Genomic DNA, 26,816 nt, shown 5'->3' with positions numbered 1-26,816 from the left:
GCGATGAAGAAACTGCTGAAAAGAGCAAAGCGATCGCGGAAAACGCAGCGCCTGCGCCAGTTGCTTGATCGCGCCACCGACCGGATTCGCGATGCGCTGGCGGCACCGGAGCCGCGGCTTCAGCCGGTCCCGGTGCGAGTGAAGCGCCGCAAGGGCTGATCCCCTCCGAATCAGCCCTCGCGGTCGTCAATCAAAAGGCCCCCTCCTGCGAAGGGGGCCTTTGCGTTGTTAGCCCACAGCGTCCTTGGCGGCCTTGACCGGGCGGGCGCGGACGATCTTCCGGGCCGGCTTGGCCTTGAACATCATCTCTTCACCCGTGAACGGGTTGGTGCCCTTGCGCGCCTTGGTCGCGGGCTTCTTGATGACCACGAACTTGGCGAAGCCCGGCACCAGGAACAGACCGTTCTTCTTGAGCTCCTTGTGACCGACGTCGGTCAGCGTCTCCATGACGCTCTTGACGTCGCGCTTGGAAAGCTCGGTGGCAGTCGCAATCTTTTCGATCAGCTGCGATTTCGACATTTGGGTTGGCATCGTGTCTCCTCTGATTCGTTGCCGGTTGCATCTTAGACTAACCGTTGAAGGCCCAGAGCCTTCTGCACAGTTTTATCGCGATTTTACGGGCTTTTTGGCCCTCTTTGGCAAAAAACCCTGCTTTTCAGCGGCTTCCAGAGCGGAAGGAGCCTCCGGCAGCGGTTTTTGCCTTGTTTCAAAGGCCCGCACGCCGCCTTGCTAAAGCTGATTCGCTGCTTTCGACAAGCGACGACCGGCCTCTTTGTGAAAGGCCGGTCGCGATTCACCCTGGAAAATAAGGCTAGACGCGCTCGATGATGACGGCCGGAGCCATGCCGCCGGCGGCGCACATGGTGACTAGACCGCGCTTGAGGTCACGCCGTTCGAGCTCGTCGAGCACGGTGCCGATCAGGATCGAGCCGGTGGCGCCGATCGGGTGGCCGAGCGCGATCGAGCCGCCATTGACGTTGACCTTGGCCCGGTCGAGCCTGAGGTCACGGATGTACTTTTCCGCCACCACCGCAAAAGCCTCGTTGATCTCGAACAGGTCGATGTCGTCGATGGTCAGCCCCGCCTTCGCCAGCACCTTGCGCGTGGCCGGCACCGGCGCGTTCAGCATCAAGGTCGGCGAGTCCCCCATGTTGGCCATCGCGACGACGCGGGCGCGCGGCTTCAGGCCGTGCGCCCTGGCATAAGCGGACGATGCGAGAAGGATCGCGGCGGCACCGTCGACGACGCCGGAGGAGTTGCCGGCGTGATGCATGAAGTCGATGTTCAGGTCCGGATATTTTTGCAGAATAAGACCGCGATAGGTCGTCCCCTTGTCGTCGAGCGCGTAGTCGGCGATTGCGGGGAATGCGGGCTTCAATGCGCTCAACCCTTCCATCGTGGTCTGCGGCCGCGGATATTCTTCACGATCGAGCGCGAGGCTGCCGTCCTCGCGATGAACCGGCACGAGGCTCTTCTTGAAGTGACCGTTCGCCATCGCAAAGCCTGCGCGCTTCTGGCTTTCGAGACCGAGCGCGTCGACGTCCTGCCGCGTGATGCCCTCGAGGGTTGCGATGGCGTCGGCGCAGACGCCCTGATGCGACTGCGGATGCCGCGCACGCAGGCGCAGATTGCCAGAGTCCATCATCATCGGACCGCCGCCGCGGCGTCCTTCCATCGACATCATCTCGCAGCCGCCGGCGATGACGAGGTCTTCGGTGCCCGACATGATCGAGGCCGCGGCCATCGCGACGCTGGTGATGCCGGAGCCGCAGAAGCGGTCGAGCGTCACGGCGCTGGCGCGCACGTCGTAGCCGGCATCGAGCGCCGACATCCGGCCGAGGTCGCCGCTTTGGGTCGCTACCTGCGCGCTGCAGCCCCAGACGATGTCGTCGACATCGGCGGTGTCGATGCCGGTGCGGTCGGCGAGCGCACGCAGCACGGTCGCACCGAGCTGCTGCGGGTGAATGCCCGAAAGCGCTCCCTTGCCGGCCTTGCCGACGCCCCGCGGGGTCCGGCAGGCATCGATGATGAGTGCATCGGTCATTGGCGTTGTCCTCCTGCCATGAATGTTCAGGGCGTTTTCAATCAGCGGCATAGGGGAGTCAATGCACGCCGGCGCCTGCCCTCCTTACAAAAAATGCGAAAACAACCCCAAGCACAGTAGAAATGAGGGGACGGGATGAGGCGCGGTGGCGCTCGCGAACCGATTGATAGGTCGAGCGAAACGGCGAGAGCCGCGCGAATATCGCGGCGCCTCGCCCGATGCGTGTCAGGCAGCGCGACTCACGCCGGACAACGCGCCTTTGCCCCTCACCTCGGCCTCCTCGAATTCGGCCGCCGCGATAGCGCGATCGAGCGCCGCGCGCAGTTCCACGGCCGTCTCGAGCGTCAGCTCGATGCCGGCCCGGGCGCCGGGCTCAAGGGCGACATTGACGAAATCGAGCGTGATCACATCACCGAGCTGGGCATGGCGTGCATGGTCATAGGCCACGACGCTGTGGGAGATCGGAAACCATTCGTCCCCCCGCTTGGCCATGCCCTCGGCGCGGACGACTTCGACGATCGACGTGCACATTGTCAGCCTCCCTGACCGGCGAGATGCTTGCGCAAGAACGCGAAGACCTTGCTCCAGCCGTCCATGGCCTGTTCCGGGCGGTAGAGCGGCCGGTGCCAGTAGAAGAACCCGTGGCCGGCCCCGTCGTAGCGGTGGAATTCGTGAACCTTGCCGTGCTTCTTCAGATCGGCTTCGTGCATGTTGACCTGCTCCGGGCTTGGTGCCCTGTCATCGTTGCCGAACAGCCCGAGCAGCGGACAGCTTAAATCCTTCGTCATGTCGATCGGCGCGACCGGCGTCTTGTCGTTGAGCTCTTCCTTGCTCATCACGACCCGCCCGCCCCACAGCTCGACGCAGGCGTCGACATCCTGTTTCAGGCACGCATAAATGAAGGCGTGGCGGCCGCCGGAGCAGGAGCCAAAAAGGCCGACCTTGCCGTTCAAGCCCGGTTGCGCGCGCATCCACCGCACGGCCGCCGCGGTGTCGCCCACCATCTGCGCATCGGGATACCGCCCTCAGCCCGGACCTTGGCGGCAACATCGTCGGGATTGCCCTGCCCGGCGCGCTCATAAAGATTGGCGCAGATCGCAAGAAAACCATGATGGGCGAACCGCCGCGTCGTCTCGATGTAGAACTCGCTCCAACCCGGAAGATGATGGATGAGCACCACCCCCGGAAAGGGTCCCGGCCCGGACGGCCTGGCCACGTAGGCCGTAATGGGCGTTCCACCATCTCCATCAAGCGAGATGTTCTCGCACGCCAGGCCTCGGTAGTATGACATCGGTTCACTCCTTGATGGTGCAACCACGGACTATTGGAACGTATTCGTCAACATCCCCAGATGACTGATCGAGATCGACACCGAATCGCTGGCTCGGAGGAACCTTGGTGGATTGAATCCGAGCCCGACGCCTGCCGGCGTGCCGGTCGCGATGATGTCGCCCGGCTTCAAGGTAAGTCCGGCAGAAATCGTCGCAACCAGGGTCGGGATGTCGAAAATCAAATCACTTGTGTTGGCATTCTGGCGCAATTCGCCGTTGACCCAGCACTTTACGTCGAGATTTTCAGGATCGAGTTCGTCACCGGTCGTGATCCATGGCCCCATCGGGCAGAAGGTGTCGAGCGCCTTGCCCAAAAACCACTGCTTGTGATTGCGTTGACGATCACGAGCCGTCACGTCGTTCACGATGGTGTAGCCGAAAATGTGGTCGTAAGCGCGCTCACGCGCGATGTCACGGCCTTCCTTGCCGATGATCACGGCCAGTTCGGCCTCATAATCGACGCTCGACGTCACGTGCGCGTGCAACTGCACGACGTCGTTCGGCCCCACGACGGTGTTTGCGGGCTTGGTAAACACGGCAGGATGACTGTCAATCTCGGCGCCCTTCACTGCACCGGCCTCGTATCCGCTGTTGGAGAATTCGCGGGCATGGTCGCGATAGTTCTTGCCGACACAGAATATGTTGCGGCGCGGCTCCGGGATCGGCGCCAGCAGCTTGACCTCGGCGAGCGGTCGCGCCTTGCCGGTTGTGGCAGCCTTCAGTTCGGCGCTTCGGTCAATGGCGTCGAAGATATCCTTGACGCCGGGAAGCGGCGCGATGGTCGTTTCCGAAGGATCGATACAGCCGATCTGCATGCCGTCGTTTGCAACGTAGCGAGCGAGTTTCATGAGTCTCCTTGCATGGTCGGTCGGGCGGCATGCCACAAGCACGCCGCCCTTTCTTCGGTAGGATGTCAGGCGGTGAGCGACCGGCCCTTCGTCTCAGGCAGCAACAAGGCGGCGAAGATGATCAGCCCATACGCGGCGACCGTGAAGATACCTATGGCCTCGCCGAGCGGCATGCTGGCGCTGATGTAGCCGACCAGCGCGGGAAACAACGCACCGATCGCACGACCGATATTGAAGCAGAAGCCGATACCGGACCCGCGCACACTGGTCGGATAGAGCTCGTTGAAGAAGGCGCCGATGCCGCTGTAGATGCCCGAGGCAAAGAAACCGAGCGGCGCGCCGAGAAACAGCAGCATGGAATCGCCGATCGGCAGGAACATGTACGCGAGCACGGTGACCATCGAGCAGACGGCAAACAGGATGAAATTCCTGCGTCGCCCCAGAATATCGGTGAGATAGGCGCTGATCACGTAGCCAAAGAAGGAGGCCACGATGATGATCGCGAGGTAACCGCCCGTGCTCAGCACCGTGAGGCCGCGCACGGTCTTCAGGTAGGTCGGCAACCAGATCATGATCGCGTAATATCCGCCCTGAGTGCCGATCGTGAGCAGTGAAGCCAGGATCGTGGTTCTCAGGAACGACGGCGCAAAGATCTGGAGAAAGCTCGGGCGCGCCTCGCGCCCGCTGGCGTAACGGCTCTGGGCCTCCACGAACAGCGGCGGTTCGTCGACGAAGCGGCGAATGAAGAACACGAAAATCGCGGGCAGGATGCCGACGGCAAACAGAGCGCGCCAGGCAACGGTTTCCGGCAGGAACGTGAACAGGACGGTGTAGGCGATGACCGCAGCTCCCCATCCGACCGCCCAGCCCGAATGGACGATGCCATTGCCTTTCCCGCGATGCTCGTCCCGGATGATCTCGCCGATCAGCACGGCTCCCGCGGCGTATTCGCCGCCGAATCCGAAACCCTGCAGCGCGCGGAACAGGAAGAGCTGCTCGTAGGAATTCGCAAAGGCGCAGAGGAACGTGAATACCGAGAACCACAAAATGGTTATCTGCAGCATCCTCACCCGGCCGAAGCGGTCGGCGAGAATGCCGACGAGCCAGCCGCCGACCGAGGACGCGAGCAATGTGGCAGTGGCGAGCAGGCCCGCATCACCGCGGCTGATGGACCAGAGCGCGGTGATGGTGACGATGACCAGACTGTAGAGCTGCACATCCATGGCATCGAGAGCCCACCCCGTAAAGCAAGCCCAGAGCGTTCGACGCTCCTTGGCAGAGAGTTCCTGGTACCATCCGAGAACAGCGCCGCCTTGTTCTGTCGTGGTATTGGCTACCTGATCCGACACAAAATTCCTCCCTCGTGCTTTTTTATGACAAGCGGACGAGGTCGCGCCGACATCGGCGCGAGCCCGCATCCCTGCTATTCTCTTGAAAGACGCCGACCGCCGCGCGCCGTGATCGTCAGGCGTGCTGGATGGTCTTGCCCCATTTTAGTCCCCAGTCGTCGCCGACCAGATCCACGACCCTGCCGTCCTTTTCGTAGAACTTGTTGGGGACCTGGAAGACGGCGATCATCAGGCCGCCTTCCGGCGTCCACGCCGAATGACGACTGCCTGCCGGTCGCCAGATGAACTCGCCGGGTCCGCAGGACAGACCCTTCTCCGGTCCGTCCTTGTCGACCAGACGACCTTCGATCACAAACGTCTGCTCAAGCATGACGTGCTCATGATCCGGGAGTTCGGCGCCGGGATCCATTTTCAACAGCACGGTGAGCAACCCGGAAGCCTTGTCGACCATGAGCGTCTTCACATAGCAGCCGGGATAGCGGATCGGCTCCCAGGGCATGTCGTTGGCATGCACGAGGCGCGAAGCGAGCGGCCCGATACCTTCGTGATTTTTGGCGTTGGGGGTGAACGCGGTGGTCATGTTTCCTTCCTTCCGACGATTGTTTTTCATTTTGGCTCGACATTGAACCAATTGAACCATTGTCTTGAGTCTATGCTGTCACGGCGGCGAGCGGACGTCAACGCTCGCTTGAATAAGCTGTAAAGTTGCATTTCTGGGTGGTCCATTATTGGTCCAAATGGTATAGGTTGGCTACACAACAATCATGGGCATGCTGCGATGACCACGGACACTGCACGACGCACGGCGAAACAGACACCGGCAGACCGTCTCCTGTCTTCATTTCAGGAAGCCATCGACGCAGGGCGATGGAAGTCCGGCGAACGCATTCCGACCGAGCGCGCGCTATCGGATCGCTACGGCGTGGCGCGGAACACGATTCGTCGCGCGTTGCAGCAGCTGGAGGACTCGGGCCAGATCGTCCGGCATGTCGGACGCGGGACTTTCGTCGAGCAAAGAAGCCGGCCTCAGCCGGATGATCTGGCGCGCCGGATCGTGAACGCCAGCCCGAGCGAGATCATGGAAGTTCGGCTGATGATCGAACCTCAAGCTGCCGAGTGTGCCGCCGCCCGCGCAAACGGCGCCGACCTCGATGCGATGGCCGAATGCCTGAAAAAGGGCGAAGACGCGCCGACGATCTCGGAATTCGAAATGTGGGACGGCCTGTTCCATCAGACGCTGATCGCCGCCTGTCGCAACCACCTCTTGATCGACATCTACGATGCGATCAACGCGGTTCGCCGCAAAGCCGACTGGGCCGCCTTGAAGGAAAGAGTCCTTTCGCCCGCGCGACGATTGACGACCCAGAAGCAGCATCGCAGCATTCTCGCAGCCATCAGAGCTCGCGATGCCCATCGTGCGGCGCGCGAGATGAAGAGCCACCTGATCGACGTCCGCCGCAGTTTGGTGGGCCCCGATTAGAGGCCGAGCTGTCGCATCTGAAGAAAAACGTGGCTGGAAGCTTGCTTGCGGCCGATCCTTCGAGACGCCTGCCTGCGGCAGGCTTTCAGGATGAAGTCGCGTTTTGCGGCGAGATGTCTGACCCTCATGGTGAGGAGCCCGCCAAAGCGGGCGTCCAGCCGCCCGTTGTCATATGCGATAGCCCTGCCGATTGAGGGGCGCGGGAATATCTTCGCGCAGTTGATCTCGTGGGCTCCAGGGACTTCGCGGTGGATGCCCCGCAGACGTCAACCCACCGTAGAGAGCTACGCCCCCGCCGCATTCTTCGTGATCACGTTGCGGTAAAAGCTTGCGCTGAGTTTCGGCGTGCGGACCTGGGTTTCGAAATTGACGTGATAGAGCCCGAACCGCTTGTTGAGCCCGAACACCCATTCAAAGTTATCCATCAGGCTCCAGAGGAAATAGCCGCGCAGCGGCACGCCTTCGGCCGTGGCGCGCTGGAGCTGGGCGAGATAATTGCGCAGGTACATGATGCGGTCGGTGTCGTAGATCTTGCCGTCGGGGGTGACGACATCGTCGCCGGAGGTACCGTTCTCGCTGATATAGATCGCGTCCGTCTTCCAGATTTTTGCCGCCAGCTTCGGCACCCAGTAGATCGTCTCCGGCGCGACGCGCAGCCAGTCCGAATTCATGTGCGGAAAGGATTTCGGGATCGGCAGCGGCATGAAACCCGCGCCCTGGTCCGAGGGCACCACGTAGTTTTGCGGCGCGTAGATGTTGAGACCGAGGAAGTCGACCGGCGAGGAGATGATCTTCAGCTCGGCGTCGGTGTATTTCGGCGCATTGGCGCCCGCGTATTTCAGGAAGGCGTCGGTATACTGGCCGGTCATGATGACGTTGAGATAGCCGGCATTCATCTCGCGCAGCGCGATCTCGGCCGCACGGACATGCTCGGGCGCGTCGATCGCGGGAACGCAGACGTCGATGTTCTCGGCCGGCCCAACCCTGGTGCCGCGGCGGCCGTGCGCCCGCACCGCCTGCACCGCGAGCCCGTGCGCGAGCGCGCTGTTATGCCTGATCTGGTTGATCTCTCTTTGCGGCAGCGTCAAGCCCGGCGCATCGATGCCGAGACCATAGCCGAAATGGACGAAGCGGCCGCTCTCGTTGAGAGTGAACACGTTCTTGACGCGATCGGTGAGGTGCCCGGCGACATAGCCCGCATAGTCGCCGAAACTCTTGCAAGTCTCGGTCGAGCGCCAGCCGCCAAAACGATCCTGGAGCGATTGCGGCAGGTCCCAATGATACAGCGTCAGCCACGGCTCGATGCCGTTCTTCAGGAGCTCGTCGACGAGGCGATTGTAGAAGTCGAGTCCGTTCGGGTTCGGCTTGCCGTCACCATCGGGAAACACTCGCGGCCAGGCCACGGAGAAGCGATAGGCCTTGCAGCCGAGCTCCCTAATGAGCGCGATGTCCTCCTTGTAGCGGTGATAATGCTCAACGGCGCGGTCGCCATTGGTGCCGTCCTCGATCTTGCCGGGGATGCGCACGAACTTGTCCCAGATCGAGGCCCCCCGCCCGTCCACGTTGACCGCGCCCTCGACCTGATAGGATGAGGTCGCGGTGCCCCAGACAAAGCCCGCCGGAAAGCCATCCATGCCGCGCGGCGCCGCTGCCGGCCTGGCCTCGGCGGTCTCCAGCGGATTTGCGATTCCGGCTGCGGACAATCCCGCCAGCGTGGCAAACTGGCGACGCGAGACCTTGTCCGACATTGATGCTGCCCTGAGATGATTGTTGCAGTGGCACAATGGCGGGTCGCAGGCGGTTTGAAAAGTGCCGGCGGCCAAGCCGCCCGTCAAGTTCGAACCGGTTGCCCGATTCCCAGCAGATTGCCTTCGCTGTCGCGGAACCACGCGCCTCGTTCACCAATCCCTTTGCTGGGGTAATTCCCGGCAATCTCCGCAATCCCATTGACGGTCTTCAGGCCGGGCAGGTCATACTCCTCGAACGCGACTCCCCGCACGCGAAGTTCGCGCACGGTTGCCTCGATATCCTCAACTTCCCAACCCATCTGTGTGTGCGTGCCCGATTGCGTTCCGGCCGAGATGAATATCGCAAACTCACCAGCCGCACAGACGTAGCGGAGCCCGCCCTCGCGCTGTTCGGTCGGCTCGATCCGAAGTTTTTCGGAATAGAACGCCCGCGCCCGATTGAGGTCTCTTGCTGGAAGCCGGGTCGCCACCTTCGCGTTCCCTAGCATGCCGTCTCTCCTTTCCAAGTCTCAAGCTTTTGCAAGCCTCAAGCTCGTTCGCTTCCGCCAAACCATCGGCCGAGCGTCAGCGAAAGGAACTTGGAGCCGTGGTGACCAAGCGAACGTTTTTCACGCAGCGAGCCAATGTCCCTTGTGAATATCGAACTTCACGGCGCCGTCGTCACGCATCCTCAACAGGAGCGATTGGCAGTCGTCCTGATGCTTTATGTTCACGCGCTTCATGATTTCGAAAGTCTTCAGAGGCTTTTCGCGAAGGGCAATTAGAATCTTTTCTCGATCAGTCATTGGGGTTCCTTGTATCGGCATCGGCGACGGTACGCGTTGTACAGATCGTCTGCAACGGGTGCGTTCGCTTGACGAGGTCCGTTCCGGGTCACAAGTGGTCCTCGACCGGGCGCGCACGGCAGGTCGGCTGTGGATCAAAAGCGGCGGTGGACGCCAAGCTGGATCGGCATCCGGTTTGCCTCTGACAACCGACATAACATGCGTTCAAGCGACCTTCGGCCGAGGGCCAATAGGCGACATGCAGTGGGATATTACTCTACGAACGGGCAGGTGCCACGCACGCTCAATAAGCTCCAGAGTACGCGTTACCGATGACGCTATGGCGTCTGATGGCACGTGCGATTGACCGATTACCAGGGCCCCGGCACACACCAGACCCACGGCGACAACCATGCTGCTGATACTGACGTAGCGCCATCGCTTCGTGGGTCAGAACCTTAGCGGCAATGACGACATTGGCCGGCAAGATTATGCTTTCAAGCTAACTGGCGGGAGGGAGATTTCGTGACCGTCCCTTGGGGGCAACGGCTGCTCTCGATGCGGCAGTCAGCCTGTCCCGCTGACGACCAATAAGCGAGGCGAGAAAGAAGCCGCCGGAGATGAGGAGCTTCGCTGGCACGTAGTGGGACCACCGGATGGAATTAGACATCAGGACTTGTCGTGCGCGTACTTCTCCAAAAGCAGCCGATTATATTCATCTCTCACGGCTCTCCGCGAAATATGCTTTTTTCGGTCTTTGGCAATCTTCAGAAGATCAGGATCTGTCGGTGCCCGTGATTTCCGCCTAAATCTCGCAAAGAGCCGGGTAGCAGGCGCCGACGTCCTTCCAAACAGCCGGTCAAACCATCCCATTGTGTCCTCCCGGACAGACCGCGCGGTTATGACACTATCACCATGAATTTGGGGGTCAAAGGGACAGTACCACTGCATCTTTTTGAAAAGCTTGCCACCACATGGCTCGCGCGATGCAGTTCGAATGTCGGTAAAGAGTCACAAGCAGAGTTTGCGGAGACCTTGTGCCGGTTGGTCATATCGGCCAGCACAGGCATAACTTTCTCATTCTTTTTCTGGCATTGCTTTTCTGGCGTTTTCACCCTGGGCATTTTCGGAAGTTTTCATGGTAGCGCGTGAGCATTGCCAGATGGATGCCACCGCCCCTGAGCTCTATGAGCGCTATCTCGTCCCCGCCATCACGTCGATTTGGGCCAAGGATCTGCTCGACCGTACCAGACCGACAAAGGGGGAAAGCGTAGTCGATGTCGCCTGCGGAACCGGCGTCGTGGCGCGGCTGTTGGATGAACGGGGGCCGTCGGGAGGTTGTTGGCATAGACCTCAACACGGACATGATGGCGCTGGTCCGGCAGGTTAGCTCGGGCCAAAGCCGCCCTCCGCCTAATGCAGTTTTGTCCCTTCCCGGCTCCGGGCGGCATCCCCGAGACGTATCGGCGTCGAGACCCTGATGCTAAATTTCCTGGGTCATACCGGACAGGAGGACGACATGCCTGACAGCGTCTACAAGGTCGTTGAACTGTCGGTACCAGCAACGAGTCATGGGAGAAGGCGGCCGCGAATGCGGTTGAGCAGCTGCAAAATCTCTTCGAGACCTTCGCATTGCAGAGGTCGTCAAGATCGATATGCAGCTGGATGACAAGGGAAAAGTCGAGGCCTATCACGCCAAGCTCAACGTATCGTTCAAGTTCGAGGGCTCCTGAGCCTCAGCACCTCGCCCCCACTTGCAGGGCGAGGAGGACTCATTGGAAAAAGCGCGTTGCGCGGTCCGCCCAACCGGACACTGTGGCCCATCTCGGAAATTGGCCCTAGTCCGACTGGGACCGATATGCTTTGATGCGTTGGGGCGTGTGGCGCTGGTGGCCTCATGTACATGGTCATGCGCAAGTACACCAAGGTTCGTTCGGTAGCGGACGCCGCTCGCCGCGCCAAGAGCGGCGTCGGCCAGATCCTAAGGCAATCGCGCGGATTCAGATCTTACTATGTGCTGGATGCCGGCGACGGCGTTGGTATCGCCGTGATGATATTTGACGACCGCGAAAGCGCCAATGCAGTGAACGCCAAGATACTGGCGTTTGTTCAAGCAAGTCTACATGACCTCGATCTTGGAGTTCCCGAAATCACCAGCGGCGAGGTTTTGGTGAACATAGAGCCGAATGAGTACTCGGGCATAAAGTAGCCGAAAACGCCGCCATTTGCGCGGCGGATGCCACCCTTCCTCATGTCGTCATCGACTTGATGTCCCCGTCTGCAGCGATCGCGCCCTGGACATGCGCGTGCCGTCCTTCAGGAATATGCGACTGCGCGTGGTTTTCAAGGAGTAGCAGCAACATGAAGCAACACACCTCCGAAGCATTTTCCACCACAGCGATTTACCGGACAACGCTCGTGCTTATGGGCACCGCGATGCCGCCAAGAGATCCCGATGAAGACGAGGAGGACGAAGACGACGAAGAGGAAGATGACGCTGACGAACCGCCGGTCGTGCGCGAGCCGGACGAAGACTAGACTAGCGTGTTCGGCAGTCAGCGCTATAATATCTTGTCATGGGCTGGGATACGAAAGACATAGCGCTCCTCAATAGGCTCTGGTCCGCAGGACAGAGCGCGGCGCAGATTGCGCGTCGTATCGGGTGCAGTCGTAACGCGGTCTGCGGCATGCTGACCCGTCTGGGCCTGAAGCGCGGCCACAAGCCGCCCACAGCAACGCCTAAGATAAGGCCGCCCCCGAAGCTGAGGCCGACGTCGTCGGCAGCCTGCGCCCGTCCAGTCGCACGGAAAGTGTCGCGGAACACAGCGCGGAGGCAGCAGCCCAAGGAATTCAGCAAGCAGCAGCTCTACTCCATGTTGGCCGAGGCGGTCAGAAACACTGACTAAGAGCTCACCACGAGCGTTGTTGCGTTCCCGCTAGTGCTTGGCCCAGTTCGACGGGTTCGGCCGTCGTATACCTTCCCAAGGCTTCGTCTGCTTCGGGGTCAAATGCAGCGATCGAGGCAAGTGCAGCTCGTCATCCGGTTTACCAGCGACAGCGGACATCACGGCGGCTGATGCGCTCTTCGGCTTAGGGCCAGAAAGCCGCCATCGGCCTTTATCCCTGCAATGACCGCGATGGGCCCAGAAGCTGACGACATTCGAGGCCTCGCTGGGCCGGGCGTGGACGCGCGCAGCCTTGAGCAACCCTTTTGCTTCGCTTCATAGCCGAGATGGTCCGGCTCGCCGGCGCCCGCGATCAGCGCGGGTGCTTCGGCAATTTCGGAAGTTTGTCGGGATTGAACGCCACTGCCTGCTCGGTCCGTTCACGTGCGGGCGGCTGCTGTTGCGTCAGAATCAGTGTCCCCTGGAGGATCATTCCCGGCACCTGCGCTGCCGTCGCCGTGTAAGTCGCGAGCTTGCCGGGGCAGTTCCCCTCGATGTCCAGCGTGAGCTCATCATCGACGCCGAAGACCGTTGCACATCCGTCGGTATGGCGCTTCGTCGACACGGTGGCGGTGAAGCGATCGCCATCGACCTTGCAGGAGCCGTGATACGTCATCAGGCTGTCGCAGCCCCAGACTTGTCCGTCTGCGACATGGACGATCCCGGTACCCTGGTCGAGCGGCGTCTTGTGCCACGCCGCATAGGTGCCGTCCTTCAGCATGGGAGCAGCCTCCCCTGGTGTCCCCCTCCCAACAATGCGCATGATTAGCGCTAAGAAACCGTTAATCGCACGGCCCGTGCCAATCCGGTCGGTTCCTTCGCAACTCGGCTTCAAGGTCCTCGATGATGCTGTGAAGCAGGCAGGCGGCAAGCGGATCGGTGACTTCGCGCTCCAAATGCCTGTATCGCGCGATCTGAAATTCCTGCTCTCTCAATTGTTGCTCGGTCATCAGACGGGCCCTCCGGCAAACCGACGCAGACACGGCTGAAGAGTTTCGTTAAAGTTTTTGGATCATTTGCTATGGTTTCTGACTGGTAAAATGCAGCGCGGGCCAAGCCTCGCCCGCGCGCGCCCGCGAAGCCGCCTGACGAGATCGCCGTCCGGGTCCAGGGCGAGAACACGGATGCGTTGAGTGATGCTCGTGGTCGAGGATCGCGGAAATCAGCACGGAAAGGATCAGGCGTCGTGACGAGTTCAGGTCGTGCGGCCCATTGGCAGGCTGTATACGAAAGCAAAGGCGAACGCGAGGTCAGCTGGTTCCAGGAGAGCCCGTCACCATCGATCGAGTTGATCGCGCTCACCGGCGCAGGACCAACGTCGGCGATTGTTGATATCGGCGGCGGGACATCCCGACTGGTCGATGCCCTGCTGTCCGCCGGATATACGGGTGTCACCGTGCTCGATCTATCCAACGCAGCCCTCGCCGCGTCGCGGGCGCGGCTCGGCGCCGCCAGCGACGGCGTGGACTGGATCGTGGCGGACGTGACGGCGTGGCAGCCAAAGCGGACATACGATGTCTGGCATGACCGCGCGGCGTTTCATTTTCTCAGCGCGCCTGAAGAACAAGCGGCTTATGTCGGATGTATCAGACGAGCCGTGAAGATCGGCGGCCATGTCATCATTGGCACATTTGCGGTCGATGGTCCGGAGAAATGCAGCGGCCTGCCGGTGACGCGTCACAGCGCCGACAGTATCGCCGCGCTGCTCGGCGCCGGCTTCAAATTGACGGATCATCGCCGTCATCAGCATGCGACGCCGTGGCAATCGGTGCAGAATTTTCAGTTCAGCAGCTTTATCAGGATGTCATAGGTCCTCGATGTCACGGCACGTCGCCGCTGCCGCGAGTTCCGCCGATGCTGTGCGGCTTGTTGAGGAAGAACTCCCGATTGCCGAGAGCCGCTTCCGCATACTGATCGATCGCGACCTGGATGGCCTCAATGTGCATGCGGCACCAGCCTTCGTGACAAGACAGGCGCCGCACATGATCGAGAGCTTTCAGGAATTCCGGTGGCGCCTGCATGTCGGAGAAGTAGATCGGCCTCTCTCCCTTCATGCCTGTGCCACTTCTCGCGGCGGGACAAGACGACGCCTCTCGACGCGGAGGCGCGGCGGCGTCGGTTGCCGGCGGGGGACGAAGAGGCTGGCGACGACGATCGGGTCGGTGTCACCGAGAGCGGCCCGCTCCTGGACAAGCCCGCTCATCACCGTGCGCATCTTCATGACATCCCCGGCGACGAAGGTGCAGTCTTCGTCCCTGTTGATTTGCTCATGCATGATGGCCTCAGCCTCACGCATGCTGACCCGTAATGCTCTGATGACTCTGCGGATTCCATTGATGCGATTGTCCATGGCTGGCTCCCTCGGCTGGACGACCAGCATAAGAACAAAACGTGAACAATGAGTCAATCGGCCAGAGGTAGAACGGAGCCGTGGCGACACGCCACTCAGGGCGGCGGCAAAAGCCCAGCCTCCTCGTCACCCACCAGCCCGGACTTACTGCAGCCTTGGGCTTACTGAAGCCTTGGGCTTGCTGAAGTCTTGGGCTTGCTGAAGTCTTGGGCTTGCTGAAGTCTTGGGCTTACTGAAGTCTTGGGCTTACTGAGCCAAGATCAGAACGTCACCCGCATTCCCGCATAGAACGCCCTTGGCCTTGCCGGGCTGAGCGAGCGCGGATCGGTGAACTCGGCGCCGCCATTGGTGAAGTTCGGCAGGGCTTCGCGATCGAAGAACTGTCCGTAGCTCGCGTAGCGCCTGTCGAAAATATTGTCGACCCTGCCGTAGAGCTGGATGTTCTTCGTGACCTGGTACGAGGTGTGGAGATTGAAGACCGTATAGGACGGCAGCTTCGCATATTGGTTGGACTCGTCGCCGACCGGATATTGGCTGGAAACGAACAGCGCGTTACCGCCGACCTTCCAGACGTCGGTCACGGCATAGTCGATGCCGATCTTGACGCGGTGGCGCGGGATGGCGGGAAGCTGGTTGCCGGGCGAGACCTGGATGTTGCCGTCGGCATCGGCGAACGGACTGTTGGAGCCGATGGTCAATGCGTCCAGAAAGCGCGCATCGACGAAGGCGTAGCTCGCCTGGAATTGGAACGTCGGCGACTTGATGTTGACCTCGGCCTCGAACCCCTGCCGCCTGGTACGGCCGACATTGGAAAAATAGCCAAAGCCGGTCCGGCCGGGAACGGGGATCGCGACGATGTCGTCATGATTGGTGGCGCGGAAGCCGCCGATCTTCCAGCCGAGCGAGCCGATGTTCAGCTCCCGGGTGCCGCGCAGGCCCGCTTCCACGGTCTTGGACACCACCTGCTTCAACGGCGGATCGGAGACGAGAAACGCGGCGATGAGACAGGGACGGGCAGGATCGGAGCAGCCGAGCTCGAGCGGCGTCGGCACGCGGTTGGCCTCGGAATAGCCGGCATAGGCGGTCAGCTCGGGTGTGATCTTGTAGGTGCCGCCGATCACCGGGTTGAAGCGGGTGAAGGTGTGATCGCCGTTGAGCGCGGTGCCGAGCTGATCCTCCAGGGTAATACGTGCCACATTGAATCGGCCGCCGCCCGTGATGGCAAAGGCATCCGTGACGTTGAACGTGTCCATTGCGTACAGGCCGTTATATTGATTGACGGTCCGCAGCGAGACAGGACCGGCAATGGGGTCTGGTGTGCCGGTCGCACCCAGGAATACGCCGCTGCCGCTGACCACATAGTTTTCTCCGATCGAGCCGATCTCGGCGGTGGCGTTGTAGCGCGTGACACCGGCGTCATAGGTTGCGCCCATCACGAAACGGTTGTCGTGCCCGAACAGTTGATCGGTGTTGGTGGCCTGCCCTGATACGCCGAAGCTGGTCGAGCGTATCGTGCTCCGGTCGATCTCGCCGAGGATGGTCCCCGAAGGATACGGATTGACAAGCTGCGCGCCGTTCGTGCCGTTCGCCGGCGTCGTGTCGTCGCCGAAGCACAGCAGCCCTGCAATGGCGCACTCCTGCACGTCGGTCGGATTGCCGTCGACGAGCTTCTGCTCGTACCTGCGCACATGGGCGGTGCCTTCGAGCGTCCAGGTCGGCGTCGCATCGACCTTTCCGGTCAGGTTGAGATAGCCGACGCGGTTGGAGGTGGTCTGCGGCGTCGTGTAGGTCGCGCCCCAATATTTGTCGAGCAGCTCGGCCGGAACGGTGGCGCTGGCGCCGAAATCGTTCTTGGCGATGCCCATGTTGGCGTGGAATTCGCTGTCGCCGGCCTTGTAGCCGACGTCGCCGTAGAAGCGCCGCACGTCCGATTGGGAGAAATTGCGGAAGCCGTTGTCGTGCAGGCCTTCGAGCGCGGCATAGACGCCGTAGTTCTTGTCGACCTGCTTGCCCCATTGCGCCGAGCCCTGGATGCGGCCGAACGAGCCGCCCATCATGTCGATCTCGGCGCCCTGATAGGTGAAGCCGTCCTTCATTTGCAAATTGATCGCGCCGCCCAGCGCGTTGAGGCCGAAGGCGGGATTATTGGTCACCAGCGTCACCGACCTGATAGCCGCGGTCGGGATCAGGTCCCAGTTGACGGCGTCCGAGAAGGCCTCGTTGATGCGGACGCCGTTCTGGTACACCGCAAGGCCCTGCGGCGTGCCGGTTACGGGCGAGGCGACAAAGCCGCGGAATTCGACATCCGGCTGAAACGGATTGCCGGTGACTTCGGTGATGTTGATTCCGGCGATGTTGTCGCGCAGCGCGTCGGTGACGTTCAGCGAACCGGTGCGCTTGATCTGGCTGGCATCGACGGCGTTGATCGCTGAAGGGACCTTGTCGACCTCGATACCTCGGCCGGTGCCCGGCGAGGTCGGGTAGACGTAAAGGCGTGTCCTCGGGCTGGCGGAGGACGGCGCCCCGACGCGCGCGACCGGTCGCGGTGGCGCAACTCGCCTCACGGTCGCCGGCGGCGGCGCCGTCACTTCGACCGGCGGCAGGTTCTGGACGTTGGTCTGCTCGTCCTGCGCGGCCCCGGCATGAGTCGCCAAGACCAACCCAGACAGCAGCCCCGTCGACGCCGAGGCCATCAACAAGCTTCGTTTGTTTCTCGGCTTGCCCATCCCTGCCTCCCCATCCGTGACCCCCGGCTGTTTTGATGTCCGCCGTTTGGTCGCAACGAGTGTAATCGGCGGCCGTTCGCGCGCCAGCCATAAAAGGTCGGGCAATCTCCGCTCCCGTTTTCCCGATCAAATCGGGAGTTTTTCCCGCGATCAGGCCGCCGCCGTCGGAACCAGCGCCTCGACGGTCAAGCCGCCATCGCCGGAGACGACATTGAGCGTGCCGCCCAGCGCCAGAACCCGCTCGCGCATGCCGACGAGGCCGAAGCCGAGCTGCTGGCCCGGCGCCATGCCGCGGCCATTGTCGCTGACCCGCACCCGGGCGCAGCCGCGGCCGTCGCGCTCCGCCGGCTCTGCGGCTTCGATGACGACATTCACCGAGGTCGCGCCGGCATGGCGGAACACGTTGGTGAGCGCCTCCTGCACGATGCGGTAAATAGTGAGGTCGGCGGTCTCGCCGGTCGGTCCGAGCGCCGGCGAGATCGCGGTCTTGATCGCGACATCGGGATGCGACTCCCGCCACAGCCGCGACAGCGATTCCAGCGCCTGGCGCAAGCCGAGTTCGGCGAGGCCCACGGGCCGCAGGCGCTCCAGCACGCGGCGATTGAACTGCTGGAGCGCGTTGATCTGCTCCATCATGGCGCTGCCATGCTTTCGCACGGCGTCCGCACTCGGGGCACGTCCATCCGCCTGCTTCGCCAGCGCGCTTGCATGCGCGCGCAGCGAGAACAGATAGGGCCCGAACTCGTCATGGAGCTCACGTGCAATCTCCTTGCGCTCGACATCCTGAAGCGACACCGCGCGCTCGGCGAGGCGCCGCTTGTCCTCGACCGCCTCGCCGAGCGTCGCCGCAAGATGGTTGAGCTTGGTGCAGATCGCGGCCAGCTCGGGCGCGCCGCCCGGCGTGACGCGCGCCTGATAGCGTCCGCCCTCGAGGTCGGCCATCACATCCGCCAGGGACTGGAGCGGCGCCAGCGCCCGGCCGACCACATTCATCATCACCAGGAATAGCGCGAGCGCGATCACCGACCCGACCTCGAGCTGGGTCACGATGGCGTCCCAGATCTCGGCGATCTCGTCATCGGGATGAGAGGTGATCAGGAGCGAACCCGGCTTGCCATGGAGCGAGACCGGCACGCTCACGGCGGTCTGCTCGGGATGAACCAAGCTGACGAACCAGGCCGGCGCCCCCCGCGTGTCGTCGTCGGCACCAGGCCGGAGCGGCGTCAGCGGGTTCCCGCCGGCGTCCCGAAGCGCGATACTGACATGGCGCAGGCGGCTGAGATCGCGCGCGATCCGGTTCAGCCTGGCATCGGGATCGGGCGCCTCGTTCAGATCCGCCACAATCATCTCGATGAATTCGCGCGCCAGCCGGATCACGCTCTGGTCCTCGGCCTGCACGCGCGGGCCGGCTTCCGCGACCTGACGGCCGATATTGACGGCGAGCCCCAGCGCCAAGAGCAGCGCCAGCAGCAGGTTGATGCGCGCGCGCAAGGATAGATTTTGCCACATTGGTGTTGCCCGTGCCCCACGAAGGTTTGTCCGCGCCGGTCCGATGACGTTGACAGACCCGAAGCGCCCGATATCTAATCGAAAGCGTACAGCAATCCCGGCCGGGTTGCATGAGGCGACATCAGACGCACGGTCTTGCTTGGTCGGCATCATGCGGCGCAAACAAGGCGGTGCTGTCGCGAGGAACGCCTATGCGCATTCTGATCGTCGACGATCATCCCATTGTCGCCTCCGGCTGCCGTGCCGTGCTGGCAGATGAGGGCGAGATCGAGATCCTGGAGGCCGCCGACGCCGAGGACGGCGAATGCGTCTTCATCGTCGAGCGCCCCGACCTCTCGATCATCGACATCAACCTGCCGACCGTCTCCGGCTTCGAGCTCGCGCGCCGCATCCTCGAACGCGCACCGGACGCCCGCATCATCATGTTCAGCATGAACGACGACCCTGCTTTCGCCGCGCGCGCAATCGAGTGCGGCGCCAAGGGCTACGTCTCCAAGACCGGCGACCCCGACGACCTCGTCGAGGCGATCCGCGCGGTCGGAAGCGGCGGCACTTATCTGCCGAGCGCGATCGCGCGCAGCATCGCCTTCGCGGGACCCGCGCTGGCGCAAAGCCCGCTGTCGAAGCTGAACGCGCGCGAGATGGAAATCCTGCGGCTGCTCAGCGCCGGAAAGAGCCTGTCCGAGATCGCCTGGCTGGTGCAATCCTCCTACAAGACGGTGGCCAACACCTCCTCGATCATGCGCCAGAAGCTTGGCGTGAAGACCTCGGTGGAGCTGGTTCGGCTGGCGATCGACAGCGGCGTGGCCTGACGCACACCCCACGAATTCGGTCACACAAGCGTTGCAATCCTGATGTGGTTAGATGCCACGGAGCATAACGGCATGACGATCCAGACTGTCTCGACCAACACATCCCATGGCGGCGTGCAGGGCGTGTATCGCCACGCGAGCCAGGCGACCGGAACCGACATGGTGTTCTCGGTCTATGTTCCCCCGCATGCCGATGGCGCGAAGCTGCCCGTGGTCTGGTATCTGTCCGGCCTCACCTGCACGCATGCCAACGTCACCGAAAAGGGCGAATTCCGCCGCGCCTGCGCCGAGCTCGGCCTGATCTTCGTCGCGCCCGACACCAGCCCGCGCGGGCCCGACGTGCCGGGCGATGCCAACAATGCCTATGATTTCGGCCTAGGGGCCGGCTTCTATGTCGACGCGACGCAAGAGCCGTTTGCGCGCAACTATCGCATGTGGAGCTATATCACCGACGAGCTGCCCAAACTCGTGGCTGAGAACTTTCCCGCCGACGCCAAGCGGCAATCGGTGATGGGCCATTCGATGGGCGGCCACGGCGCGCTAACGGTCGCGCTGCGCAATCCACACCGTTTTCGCGCGGCCAGTGCGTTTGCTCCGATCGTGGCGCCCTCGCTTGTGCCCTGGGGCATCAAGGCGCTGACCGGCTATCTCGGTCCGAACAAGGACACCTGGCGTGGCCACGACACCGTGGCGCTGATCGAGGACGGCGCGAAGTTTTCAGGCTTTCTCGTCGACGTCGGCGAGGCCGACAATTTCTTGAAGGAGCAGCTTCGGCCCGAGCTGCTGGAAGCCGCCTGCACCAAGGCCAGCATCCACCTGACGCTGCGGCGGCAGGCGGGCTACGACCACAGCTATTATTTCATCTCGACCTTCATGGGCGACCATCTGCACTGGCACGCGGAGAGATTGAAGGGGTGAGCTTTCTTCCTTCTCCCCTTGCGGGAGAAGGTGGCGCGAAGCGCCGGATGAGGGGTATGTCTCCGCAATCTCGAATGAGAGTCGGACTCGCGGAGAGAGACCCCTCACCCGTCTCGCCGCTACGCGGCGAGCCACCCTCTCCCACAAGGGGCTAAGGCGTGCACACATCTTTCGGCCGTTGGTCAGCATCAATAGAAAGCGCAAGTCTTTTCAATGATAGCTGACCGACCGCTCTTTGGGCGGTTCCGAAACCTGGGGTCATCTAAGTCCCTGTATTAGATTCCGTTTTTGAGATGTGTGCATGCCTTAGCCCACAAGGGGCGAGGGTGCAGCGGCACAAGGGGAGAGAGCCGCCCCTACTCCGGCTTGCCGTAATTCGGCGCCAGCAGGCGGTTGCGGATCAGATAGCTCATCGTGCGCGACCACGACTCGTCCGTGTTGCCGCGCATGTCGGCACTGGCGGCGGTGATCATGTTGCCGGTCTTCACGTCGCGCAAATAGATGTTGAGATTGATGATCAGATTCGAGACCTTCTGTACCATGCCGGTGATCTCCAAGTCGGCACCGAGCTGCCCGGCAAGCTGGAGATCGCAGCCGCCGCAGGCCTGCAGGTTGGCGTGACGGGCGGCATCCCTGACCGGCGCGATGTCGAGCAGCTGGAACCTGCCCGACTCCGCAAGTGCCTTGCGGAGCTGCTCGCTGATGCGCTCGAGCCGCGCTTCTTCAAGCCTGGAGCCGTAGAACTCGCCGGGCAGGCTGGTGTCGATCAGCTCGAAATCGAACACCGCCAGCTTCGGCGGATCGGCGAGCGCGACCGAACCCGTCAACAGCAAAGCTGCGAAACATATCAGCACTCGCATCATCGTGATTCCAGGCCTCGCGCGTGCGGGGACGAAATGCGGGGTTGCAAGCCGGGCCAAATCGGTCATGCTTTAGCAGAGACAATTCTCCATCGGCGGTCAAGCCGGGGAGAACGCGTGGAGGAAACATGATCCGATGGTTGGTCGGCCTGATCGGCTTCGGTCTTGCAGCGACGAGTGCGCTCGCGGCCGACCAGGTCCAGATCGGCGTCGGCTATCTTGGAATCGCCGGCACCAGATCGACGCTGTCGCTGGTCGAGCAGCCCGCGGAGAATGACGGCGTCGCCGGCGCGCGCCTCGCCATCGAGGACAACAACACCACTGGAAAATTCCTCAACCAGCGTTTCACGCTGGAGGAGCGCCGCATCAAGGAAGGCGAAGATCCGGTTCAGGCTGCGACTGCGCTTGCCGAGAGAAACGGCTTCATCATCGCCGATCTGCCGGCGGACGCGCTGCTGAAAATCTCGGATGCCTTGCGCGACCGCGGCACGCTGCTGTTCAACGCCGGCGCAATCGACGAGCGCCTGCGCGAGGCCGATTGCCGCGCCAACGTCATCCACACGGCGCCGACGCGCGCGATGCTGGCGGACGCGCTCGGCCAATACCTGGTATGGAAGCAGTGGAAGCGCTGGCTGCTCGTGGTCGGCTCGCATGACGAAGACAAGTTGTTCGCCGATGCGCTGAGGCGCACGGCGACGCGGTTCGGCGCCAAGATCGTGCAGGAGCGCAGCTTCGAAGACAAAGGCGGCGCGCGCCGCACTGACTCGGGCGTGACGCTGATCCAGCGCCAGATGCCGGTGTTCACACAACAGGCACCGGCCTATGACGTGCTCCTCGCGGCCGACGAGAGCGAGGTGTTCGGCGCCTATCTGCCCTATCGCACCTGGGATCCGCGGCCTGTCGCGGGCTCTGCCGGCCTCGTGCCGCGGAGCTGGGACGCCGCGCAGGACCAGTGGGGCGCGATCCAGATGCAGAACCGCTTCATCAAGCTGAATTCGCGGCGCATGACCGCACTCGACATGCAGGCCTGGACGGCGGTGCGCATGATCGGCGAAGCGACCTCGCGCACCAATTCCGGCGATGTCAAGAAGGTCTCCGATTTCATCAAAGGTCCGGATTTCTCAGTCGCCGCCTTCAAAGGCACGCGGCTGACGCTGCGCGACTGGAACCTGCAATTGCGCCAGCCGATCCTCCTGGTCGACGGCCGCATGGTGGTCTCGGTGTCGCCGCAGGAAGGATTTCTGCACCAGGTCTCGGAGCTCGACACGCTTGGATACGATCGCCCGGAGAGCAAATGCAAGCTGAAGTGAGGACGTTAAAGTGAGGACTTGGATGTCGCGCATGTGGCGTGTTGGGCTTCTCTGCGGACTGGCGCTCGTGGCGGCGCCGGCGCATGCGTTCATCGCCTATGTCTCGAATGAGAAGAGCAACACGGTCTCGGTGATCGACACCGACAGCTGGACCGTGACCAAGACCATCAAGGTCGGCCAGCGCCCGCGCGGCATCGATTTCACGCGCGACGGCAAGTTCGTGATGGTCGCGGTCGGCGACGACGACACCATTCAGGTCATCGACGCCAGGACGCAAGCCATTGTGGACAGCCTGCCCTCCGGGCCCGACCCGGAATTGTTCGCGCAGGATGCCGCCGGAAACGTCCTCTATGTCGCCAACGAGAACGACAACACGGTGACCGTGATCGACCTCGAGAAGCGCGCCCGCCTCGGCGACATCCAGGTCGGGGTCGAGCCGGAGGGCATGACCATCAGCCCCGACGGCAAGATGCTGATCAACACGTCCGAGACGACCAACATGGCGCATTTCATCGACACCACCTCGCGCCAGATCGTCGCCAATGTGCTGGTCGACGCGCGGCCGCGCTTTGCCGAATTCAAGCATGATAGTTCAGAGCTGTGGGTGTCCTCGGAGATCGGCGGCACGGTCTCGGTGATCGATCCCGGAAAGCACGAGGTGATCGGCAAGATCACGTTCGAGATTCCGGGGTTGCGGAAAGAGGCGATCCAGCCCGTCGGCATCGGCATGACCCGGGACGACAAGACCGCTTTCGTCGCGCTCGGCCCCGCCAACCGCGTCGCCGTGGTCGATACCGCGACGCGCAAGGTGACGAAATATCTGCTGGTCGGGCAGCGAGTCTGGCACATGGCGTTCACGCCGGATGAGAAATATCTGCTCACCACCAACGGCGTGTCGAACGACGTTTCCGTCATCGACGTCGCCGCGCAAAAGGTGATCAAGACCATTCAGGTGGGCGAACTGCCCTGGGGCATCGCGATCGCGCCATGACCAGCCCTGCCCCCATCGCCGAACCACGCGAGACACCACGGCCCGATCCGGCCGCGGCGCCGGCGCTGTCGATCGACGGCGTCAGCCACGCCTATGGCCCGCGCCGGGCGCTGATCGACGTCTCGTTCAATGTGCAGCCGGCGAGCTTTACCGCGCTGCTCGGGCTCAATGGTGCGGGCAAGAGCACGCTGTTCTCGCTGATCACGCGCCTGTTCGGCATTCAGTCCGGCCGTGTCGGCATTTTCGGCCACGACATCAGCAAAAACCCCGGCGAGGCGCTGCGGCTGCTCGGCGTCGTGTTCCAGCCGCGCACGCTCGATCTCGATCTGTCGCTGACGCAGAACCTGCTTTATCATGCCGCGCTGCACGGCATCAGTCGCCGCGAGGCCGCCGCGCGCAGCGCCGAGCTGCTCGGCCGCATCGGCCTTTCGGAGCGTGCCGGCAGCAAGGTGCGCGATCTCTCGGGCGGACAGATGCGGCGGCTCGAGATCGCGCGCGCGCTGCTGCACCGGCCGCGGCTTCTCTTGCTGGACGAGCCGACAGTCGGCCTCGACGTCAAGGCACGCGCCGACATCATCAGCCATGTCCGCCAGCTCGTGACCGAGCAAGGCATCGGCGTGCTCTGGGCCACGCACCTGTTCGACGAGATCATGGCCGGCGATGACCTCGTGGTGCTGCATCAGGGCAAGGTGCTGGCGCAGGGGCCGATGAGCCGCGTCATCTCCGAGGCCGGCGCGCTGGATGTCAACACCGCCTTCATGCGCCTGACGGGTGCGCAAGTGATGCCGGGAGGCGGCGCATGAGCAGCATCACCGCGCGCGATGCGCCACGCGGCTTCTCGGCCGGCGAATACATGACCTGCCTCAGCGGCATCGTCTGGCGCGAGGGCCTGCGCTTCCTGCATCAGCGCGAGCGTTTCGTCTCCGCGCTGGTGCGGCCGCTGGTGTGGCTGTTCATCTTCGCCGCCGGCTTTCGACAGGTGCTCGGCATCTCCATCATCCCGCCTTATGAGACCTACATCCTCTACGAGGTCTTCATCGCGCCCGGGCTGATGGCGATGATCCAGCTCTTCAACGGCATGCAGTCCTCGCTGTCGATGGTTTATGATCGCGAGATGGGCAACATGCGCACGCTGCTGGTGAGCCCGCTGCCGCGCGGCTTCCTGCTGTTCTGCAAGCTGCTCGCGGGCACCGCGGTGTCGCTGCTCCAGGTCTATGCGTTCCTGCTGATCGCCTGGTTCTGGGACATCACCCCTCCTCCGATCGGATATCTCACCGTGCTGCCGGCGCTGATCCTGTCCGGACTGATGCTGGGCTCGCTCGGCATGCTGATCTCATCCGGCATCAAGCAGCTCGAAAGCTTTGCCGGCGTCATGAACTTCGTGATCTTTCCGATGTTCTTCGCCTCCTCCGCGCTCTACCCGCTCTGGCGGGTGCAGGAGGGCAGCCCGTATCTCTACTATGTCTGCGAGGCCAATCCGTTCACCCATGCGGTCGAGCTGATACGTTTTGCGCTCTACGGGCAAATCAACTGGGTCTCGCTGGCGGTGGTGACGGGCTGTACAATCGTCTTCATGATCGGCGCGATTCTGGCCTATGATCCCTCGCGCGGGCTGGCGCGACGGGGCCCTGCGGGAGGCGAATGATGAGATCAGGGATCATGATCATGGCCGCTCTGGCGCTCGCGGTTGCGGGCACGGCCGCGCGCGCGGTCGATCCGCGCTATCCCGACTGGCCCTGCACGCAGGCAAAAGTGCCGGAGATCTCGCTTGCCGCCGTGTGGGCCGGCCCGGCGCTCGACGACGCCGAGACCAAGTGGAAGGACGACACCAAGGTCAGCGCGCTGGTCTCAAAACTGTCCGCGCGCAAGACGCCGCTGGAGGAGGCCGAGAAATTGGTGAAAGAATTTCTGGCGGCCTCCGCCCCTGACAAGACCGCGAACGCAAAACTCCTGTTCGCCGGCCTGTTCGACACGCTCAATGCGCAGCGCTCCCAGGTCATGAACGGTCTCGAACGCGTCAGCCGCAAGCAACGCGAGGCCGCCGACAAGATTCGCGAGGAGACCCTCGCGCTCCAGGCGATCCAGGGCGCGACGCCGCGCGACGAGGCCAAGGTCGAGGCGCTCAGCAACGAGTTGATCTGGAAGACCCGCATCTTCGAGGACCGCCATAAGGTGGTGCGGTTCGTCTGCGAAGTTCCGACCGCGATCGACCAGCGCCTGTTCGCTGTGGGACGCGTGATCCAGCAGGAAATGGAATAGCGCCGGTTTGGCGGCAACTCGCGGCGGGTTCCAGCCATCCCGGCGCAACTGTTAACCTTCGCCGCGCTATCTGCCGGAACCAAATCGCTCTAGGATGGCTTGTCGAAGTGAACTCCAAGACGCCGGGAGGCCACGATGGGAACAACAAAATTCATCCTCGCAGGCGCTGCAGCCATCGCCATGCTCGCATCCACTGCTTTTGCTGATGACATGACCGGAATGGTCACGAGAATCGACCGGCTCAACAACACCATCTCGATCCAGCAGACGCAGAAGGGCACGGTCGGTGGCAGCGCAGGCGGCGCCGGCGCGCTTCAGCAGTACAAGTCCAAGGACGCCGCGATGCTCGATGCCGTCCATGCCGGCGACAGGGTGACGTACTCGGCGACCGACAATAACGGTACGGGCACGCTGACCAAGCTGCAGAAGCAGTAGGCGCGGTCTTCGCTTCTGGTGGGGGGAGCTTCCGCGAATCCGTCCAGTCGACGTCCGCGAAGCATCGCCCACATCGTGCGAGCGCAGCGAAGCAATCCGGAGTCCCTCCGCGGAACGATTCTGGATTGCTTGTGCCG

General features: G+C 62.6%; 32 protein-coding genes. 15 read left to right on the top strand and 17 right to left on the bottom strand.

Annotation, left to right across the window (positions count from 1 at the left end):
• The first annotated feature begins 3 nt into the window (after positions 1-3).
• A complete protein-coding gene (locus IVA80_RS19190; RefSeq protein ID WP_247433593.1) occupies positions 4-159 on the top strand; it encodes a hypothetical protein in 156 nt (51 codons plus the stop codon).
• Positions 160-228: 69 nt separating this feature from the next.
• Here IVA80_RS19190 and IVA80_RS19185 read toward each other — a convergent pair whose 3' ends face one another.
• From IVA80_RS19185 to IVA80_RS19155, 7 genes are all read right to left on the bottom strand, one after another.
• A complete protein-coding gene (locus IVA80_RS19185) occupies positions 229-531 on the bottom strand; it encodes an HU family DNA-binding protein (protein ID WP_014493658.1) in 303 nt (100 codons plus the stop codon).
• A gap of 280 nt (positions 532-811) precedes the next feature.
• Positions 812-2,044: an acetyl-CoA C-acetyltransferase gene (locus IVA80_RS19180; RefSeq protein WP_247433590.1), complete on the bottom strand. Its 1,233-nt coding sequence runs from the start codon at positions 2,042-2,044 to the stop codon at positions 812-814.
• Between the two features lie 225 nt (positions 2,045-2,269).
• Positions 2,270-2,575 (bottom strand): DUF6295 family protein, encoded by a 306-nt coding sequence (locus IVA80_RS19175; protein WP_247433587.1) that lies wholly within the window; start codon positions 2,573-2,575, stop codon positions 2,270-2,272.
• A gap of 2 nt (positions 2,576-2,577) precedes the next feature.
• Positions 2,578-3,045: a dienelactone hydrolase family protein gene (locus IVA80_RS38225; RefSeq protein WP_346348004.1), complete on the bottom strand. Its 468-nt coding sequence runs from the start codon at positions 3,043-3,045 to the stop codon at positions 2,578-2,580.
• Between the two features lie 320 nt (positions 3,046-3,365).
• The gene (locus IVA80_RS19165) at positions 3,366-4,223 is read right to left on the bottom strand and encodes a fumarylacetoacetate hydrolase family protein (RefSeq protein WP_247433584.1); all 858 of its coding nucleotides are present in this window, start codon (positions 4,221-4,223) and stop codon (positions 3,366-3,368) included.
• 65 nt (positions 4,224-4,288) lie between these two features.
• On the bottom strand, positions 4,289-5,572 hold the full coding sequence (locus IVA80_RS19160) for an MFS transporter (protein WP_247433582.1): 1,284 nt from the start codon (positions 5,570-5,572) through the stop codon (positions 4,289-4,291).
• Between the two features lie 115 nt (positions 5,573-5,687).
• Positions 5,688-6,152, bottom strand: a complete 465-nt coding sequence (locus IVA80_RS19155) for a cupin domain-containing protein (RefSeq protein ID WP_247433579.1) — start codon at positions 6,150-6,152, stop codon at positions 5,688-5,690.
• Between the two features lie 198 nt (positions 6,153-6,350).
• Here IVA80_RS19155 and IVA80_RS19150 point away from each other — a divergent pair, with 198 nt between their 5' ends.
• Entirely contained in the window at positions 6,351-7,052 is a 702-nt protein-coding gene (locus IVA80_RS19150; RefSeq protein ID WP_247433576.1) for an FCD domain-containing protein, read from the top strand.
• A gap of 284 nt (positions 7,053-7,336) precedes the next feature.
• Here the strand turns inward: IVA80_RS19150 and IVA80_RS19145 are convergent, their stop codons facing one another.
• From IVA80_RS19145 to IVA80_RS19135, 3 genes are all read right to left on the bottom strand, one after another.
• Positions 7,337-8,800 carry a GH1 family beta-glucosidase gene (locus IVA80_RS19145; protein ID WP_247433573.1) on the bottom strand — a complete coding sequence of 488 codons (1,464 nt, stop codon included), beginning with the start codon at positions 8,798-8,800 and terminating at the stop codon, positions 7,337-7,339.
• Between the two features lie 83 nt (positions 8,801-8,883).
• Positions 8,884-9,288 carry a VOC family protein gene (locus tag IVA80_RS19140; protein WP_247433570.1) on the bottom strand — a complete coding sequence of 135 codons (405 nt, stop codon included), beginning with the start codon at positions 9,286-9,288 and terminating at the stop codon, positions 8,884-8,886.
• 120 nt (positions 9,289-9,408) lie between these two features.
• Complete coding sequence (locus IVA80_RS19135) at positions 9,409-9,585, bottom strand: hypothetical protein (RefSeq protein WP_247433567.1); 177 nt, start codon at positions 9,583-9,585, stop codon at positions 9,409-9,411.
• Positions 9,586-11,219: 1,634 nt separating this feature from the next.
• On the opposite strand from IVA80_RS19135, the gene IVA80_RS19130 reads away from it, so the two are divergent.
• The 4 genes from IVA80_RS19130 to IVA80_RS19115 all read left to right on the top strand — a co-directional run bounded on the left by IVA80_RS19130 (position 11,220) and on the right by IVA80_RS19115 (position 12,470).
• Positions 11,220-11,297 carry a hypothetical protein gene (locus tag IVA80_RS19130; protein WP_247433746.1) on the top strand — a complete coding sequence of 26 codons (78 nt, stop codon included), beginning with the start codon at positions 11,220-11,222 and terminating at the stop codon, positions 11,295-11,297.
• Between the two features lie 164 nt (positions 11,298-11,461).
• Positions 11,462-11,773, top strand: a complete 312-nt coding sequence (locus IVA80_RS19125) for a hypothetical protein (RefSeq protein ID WP_247433564.1) — start codon at positions 11,462-11,464, stop codon at positions 11,771-11,773.
• A 152-nt stretch (positions 11,774-11,925) separates the two neighbouring features.
• Positions 11,926-12,102 carry a hypothetical protein gene (locus IVA80_RS19120; RefSeq protein WP_247433561.1) on the top strand — a complete coding sequence of 59 codons (177 nt, stop codon included), beginning with the start codon at positions 11,926-11,928 and terminating at the stop codon, positions 12,100-12,102.
• A 38-nt stretch (positions 12,103-12,140) separates the two neighbouring features.
• Positions 12,141-12,470 (top strand): GcrA family cell cycle regulator, encoded by a 330-nt coding sequence (locus IVA80_RS19115; RefSeq protein ID WP_247433558.1) that lies wholly within the window; start codon positions 12,141-12,143, stop codon positions 12,468-12,470.
• Positions 12,471-12,822: 352 nt separating this feature from the next.
• Here the strand turns inward: IVA80_RS19115 and IVA80_RS19110 are convergent, their stop codons facing one another.
• Positions 12,823-13,230, bottom strand: coding sequence for a hypothetical protein (locus IVA80_RS19110; RefSeq protein WP_247433555.1), 408 nt, complete (start codon positions 13,228-13,230; stop codon positions 12,823-12,825).
• A gap of 61 nt (positions 13,231-13,291) precedes the next feature.
• On the bottom strand, positions 13,292-13,459 hold the full coding sequence (locus tag IVA80_RS19105; protein ID WP_247433552.1) for a hypothetical protein: 168 nt from the start codon (positions 13,457-13,459) through the stop codon (positions 13,292-13,294).
• Between the two features lie 236 nt (positions 13,460-13,695).
• Between IVA80_RS19105 and IVA80_RS19100 the strand changes: the two genes are divergently transcribed.
• A complete protein-coding gene (locus tag IVA80_RS19100; protein ID WP_247433742.1) occupies positions 13,696-14,319 on the top strand; it encodes a class I SAM-dependent methyltransferase in 624 nt (207 codons plus the stop codon).
• A 10-nt stretch (positions 14,320-14,329) separates the two neighbouring features.
• On the opposite strand, the gene IVA80_RS19095 is transcribed toward IVA80_RS19100, so the two are convergent.
• The 4 genes from IVA80_RS19095 to IVA80_RS19080 form a co-directional block, all read right to left on the bottom strand.
• A complete protein-coding gene (locus IVA80_RS19095; RefSeq protein WP_247433549.1) occupies positions 14,330-14,563 on the bottom strand; it encodes a hypothetical protein in 234 nt (77 codons plus the stop codon).
• On the bottom strand, positions 14,560-14,859 hold the full coding sequence (locus IVA80_RS19090; protein ID WP_247433545.1) for a hypothetical protein: 300 nt from the start codon (positions 14,857-14,859) through the stop codon (positions 14,560-14,562). The genes IVA80_RS19095 and IVA80_RS19090 overlap by 4 nt, the downstream gene beginning before the upstream one ends.
• Before the next feature lie 260 nt (positions 14,860-15,119).
• Complete coding sequence (locus IVA80_RS19085; protein ID WP_247433543.1) at positions 15,120-17,585, bottom strand: TonB-dependent receptor; 2,466 nt, start codon at positions 17,583-17,585, stop codon at positions 15,120-15,122.
• Between the two features lie 150 nt (positions 17,586-17,735).
• Positions 17,736-19,094 (bottom strand): histidine kinase, encoded by a 1,359-nt coding sequence (locus IVA80_RS19080; RefSeq protein ID WP_247433540.1) that lies wholly within the window; start codon positions 19,092-19,094, stop codon positions 17,736-17,738.
• Between the two features lie 191 nt (positions 19,095-19,285).
• On the opposite strand from IVA80_RS19080, the gene IVA80_RS19075 reads away from it, so the two are divergent.
• Together IVA80_RS19075 and fghA are read left to right on the top strand one after the other, a co-directional pair.
• Complete coding sequence (locus IVA80_RS19075) at positions 19,286-19,906, top strand: response regulator transcription factor (RefSeq protein ID WP_247433537.1); 621 nt, start codon at positions 19,286-19,288, stop codon at positions 19,904-19,906.
• 72 nt (positions 19,907-19,978) lie between these two features.
• Entirely contained in the window at positions 19,979-20,824 is an 846-nt protein-coding gene (gene fghA, locus IVA80_RS19070; protein WP_247433534.1) for an S-formylglutathione hydrolase, read from the top strand.
• Positions 20,825-21,180: 356 nt separating this feature from the next.
• Here fghA and IVA80_RS19065 read toward each other — a convergent pair whose 3' ends face one another.
• The gene (locus tag IVA80_RS19065; RefSeq protein WP_247433531.1) at positions 21,181-21,753 is read right to left on the bottom strand and encodes a DUF3280 domain-containing protein; all 573 of its coding nucleotides are present in this window, start codon (positions 21,751-21,753) and stop codon (positions 21,181-21,183) included.
• 59 nt (positions 21,754-21,812) lie between these two features.
• Here IVA80_RS19065 and IVA80_RS19060 point away from each other — a divergent pair, with 59 nt between their 5' ends.
• The 6 genes from IVA80_RS19060 (at position 21,813) to IVA80_RS19035 (ending at position 26,679) form a co-directional block, all read left to right on the top strand.
• Positions 21,813-22,994, top strand: a complete 1,182-nt coding sequence (locus IVA80_RS19060; protein WP_247433527.1) for an ABC transporter substrate-binding protein — start codon at positions 21,813-21,815, stop codon at positions 22,992-22,994.
• Between the two features lie 22 nt (positions 22,995-23,016).
• On the top strand, positions 23,017-23,985 hold the full coding sequence (locus IVA80_RS19055) for a YVTN family beta-propeller repeat protein (protein ID WP_247433524.1): 969 nt from the start codon (positions 23,017-23,019) through the stop codon (positions 23,983-23,985).
• Complete coding sequence (locus IVA80_RS19050) at positions 23,982-24,788, top strand: ABC transporter ATP-binding protein (RefSeq protein WP_247433521.1); 807 nt, start codon at positions 23,982-23,984, stop codon at positions 24,786-24,788. The genes IVA80_RS19055 and IVA80_RS19050 overlap by 4 nt, the downstream gene beginning before the upstream one ends.
• Complete coding sequence (locus IVA80_RS19045) at positions 24,785-25,630, top strand: ABC transporter permease (RefSeq protein ID WP_247433518.1); 846 nt, start codon at positions 24,785-24,787, stop codon at positions 25,628-25,630. The genes IVA80_RS19050 and IVA80_RS19045 overlap by 4 nt, the downstream gene beginning before the upstream one ends.
• The gene (locus IVA80_RS19040; RefSeq protein ID WP_247433515.1) at positions 25,630-26,244 is read left to right on the top strand and encodes a hypothetical protein; all 615 of its coding nucleotides are present in this window, start codon (positions 25,630-25,632) and stop codon (positions 26,242-26,244) included. Before IVA80_RS19045 ends, IVA80_RS19040 begins: the two co-directional genes overlap by 1 nt.
• A gap of 135 nt (positions 26,245-26,379) precedes the next feature.
• A complete protein-coding gene (locus IVA80_RS19035) occupies positions 26,380-26,679 on the top strand; it encodes a copper-binding protein (protein ID WP_247433512.1) in 300 nt (99 codons plus the stop codon).
• Positions 26,680-26,816 lie beyond the last annotated feature (137 nt).

Source organism: Bradyrhizobium sp. 139, assembly GCF_023074175.1.
Lineage (GTDB): Bacteria > Pseudomonadota > Alphaproteobacteria > Rhizobiales > Xanthobacteraceae > Bradyrhizobium.
Note: the sequence above shows the minus strand (reverse complement) of the source record. Positions and strands in the feature narration are given on the sequence as shown.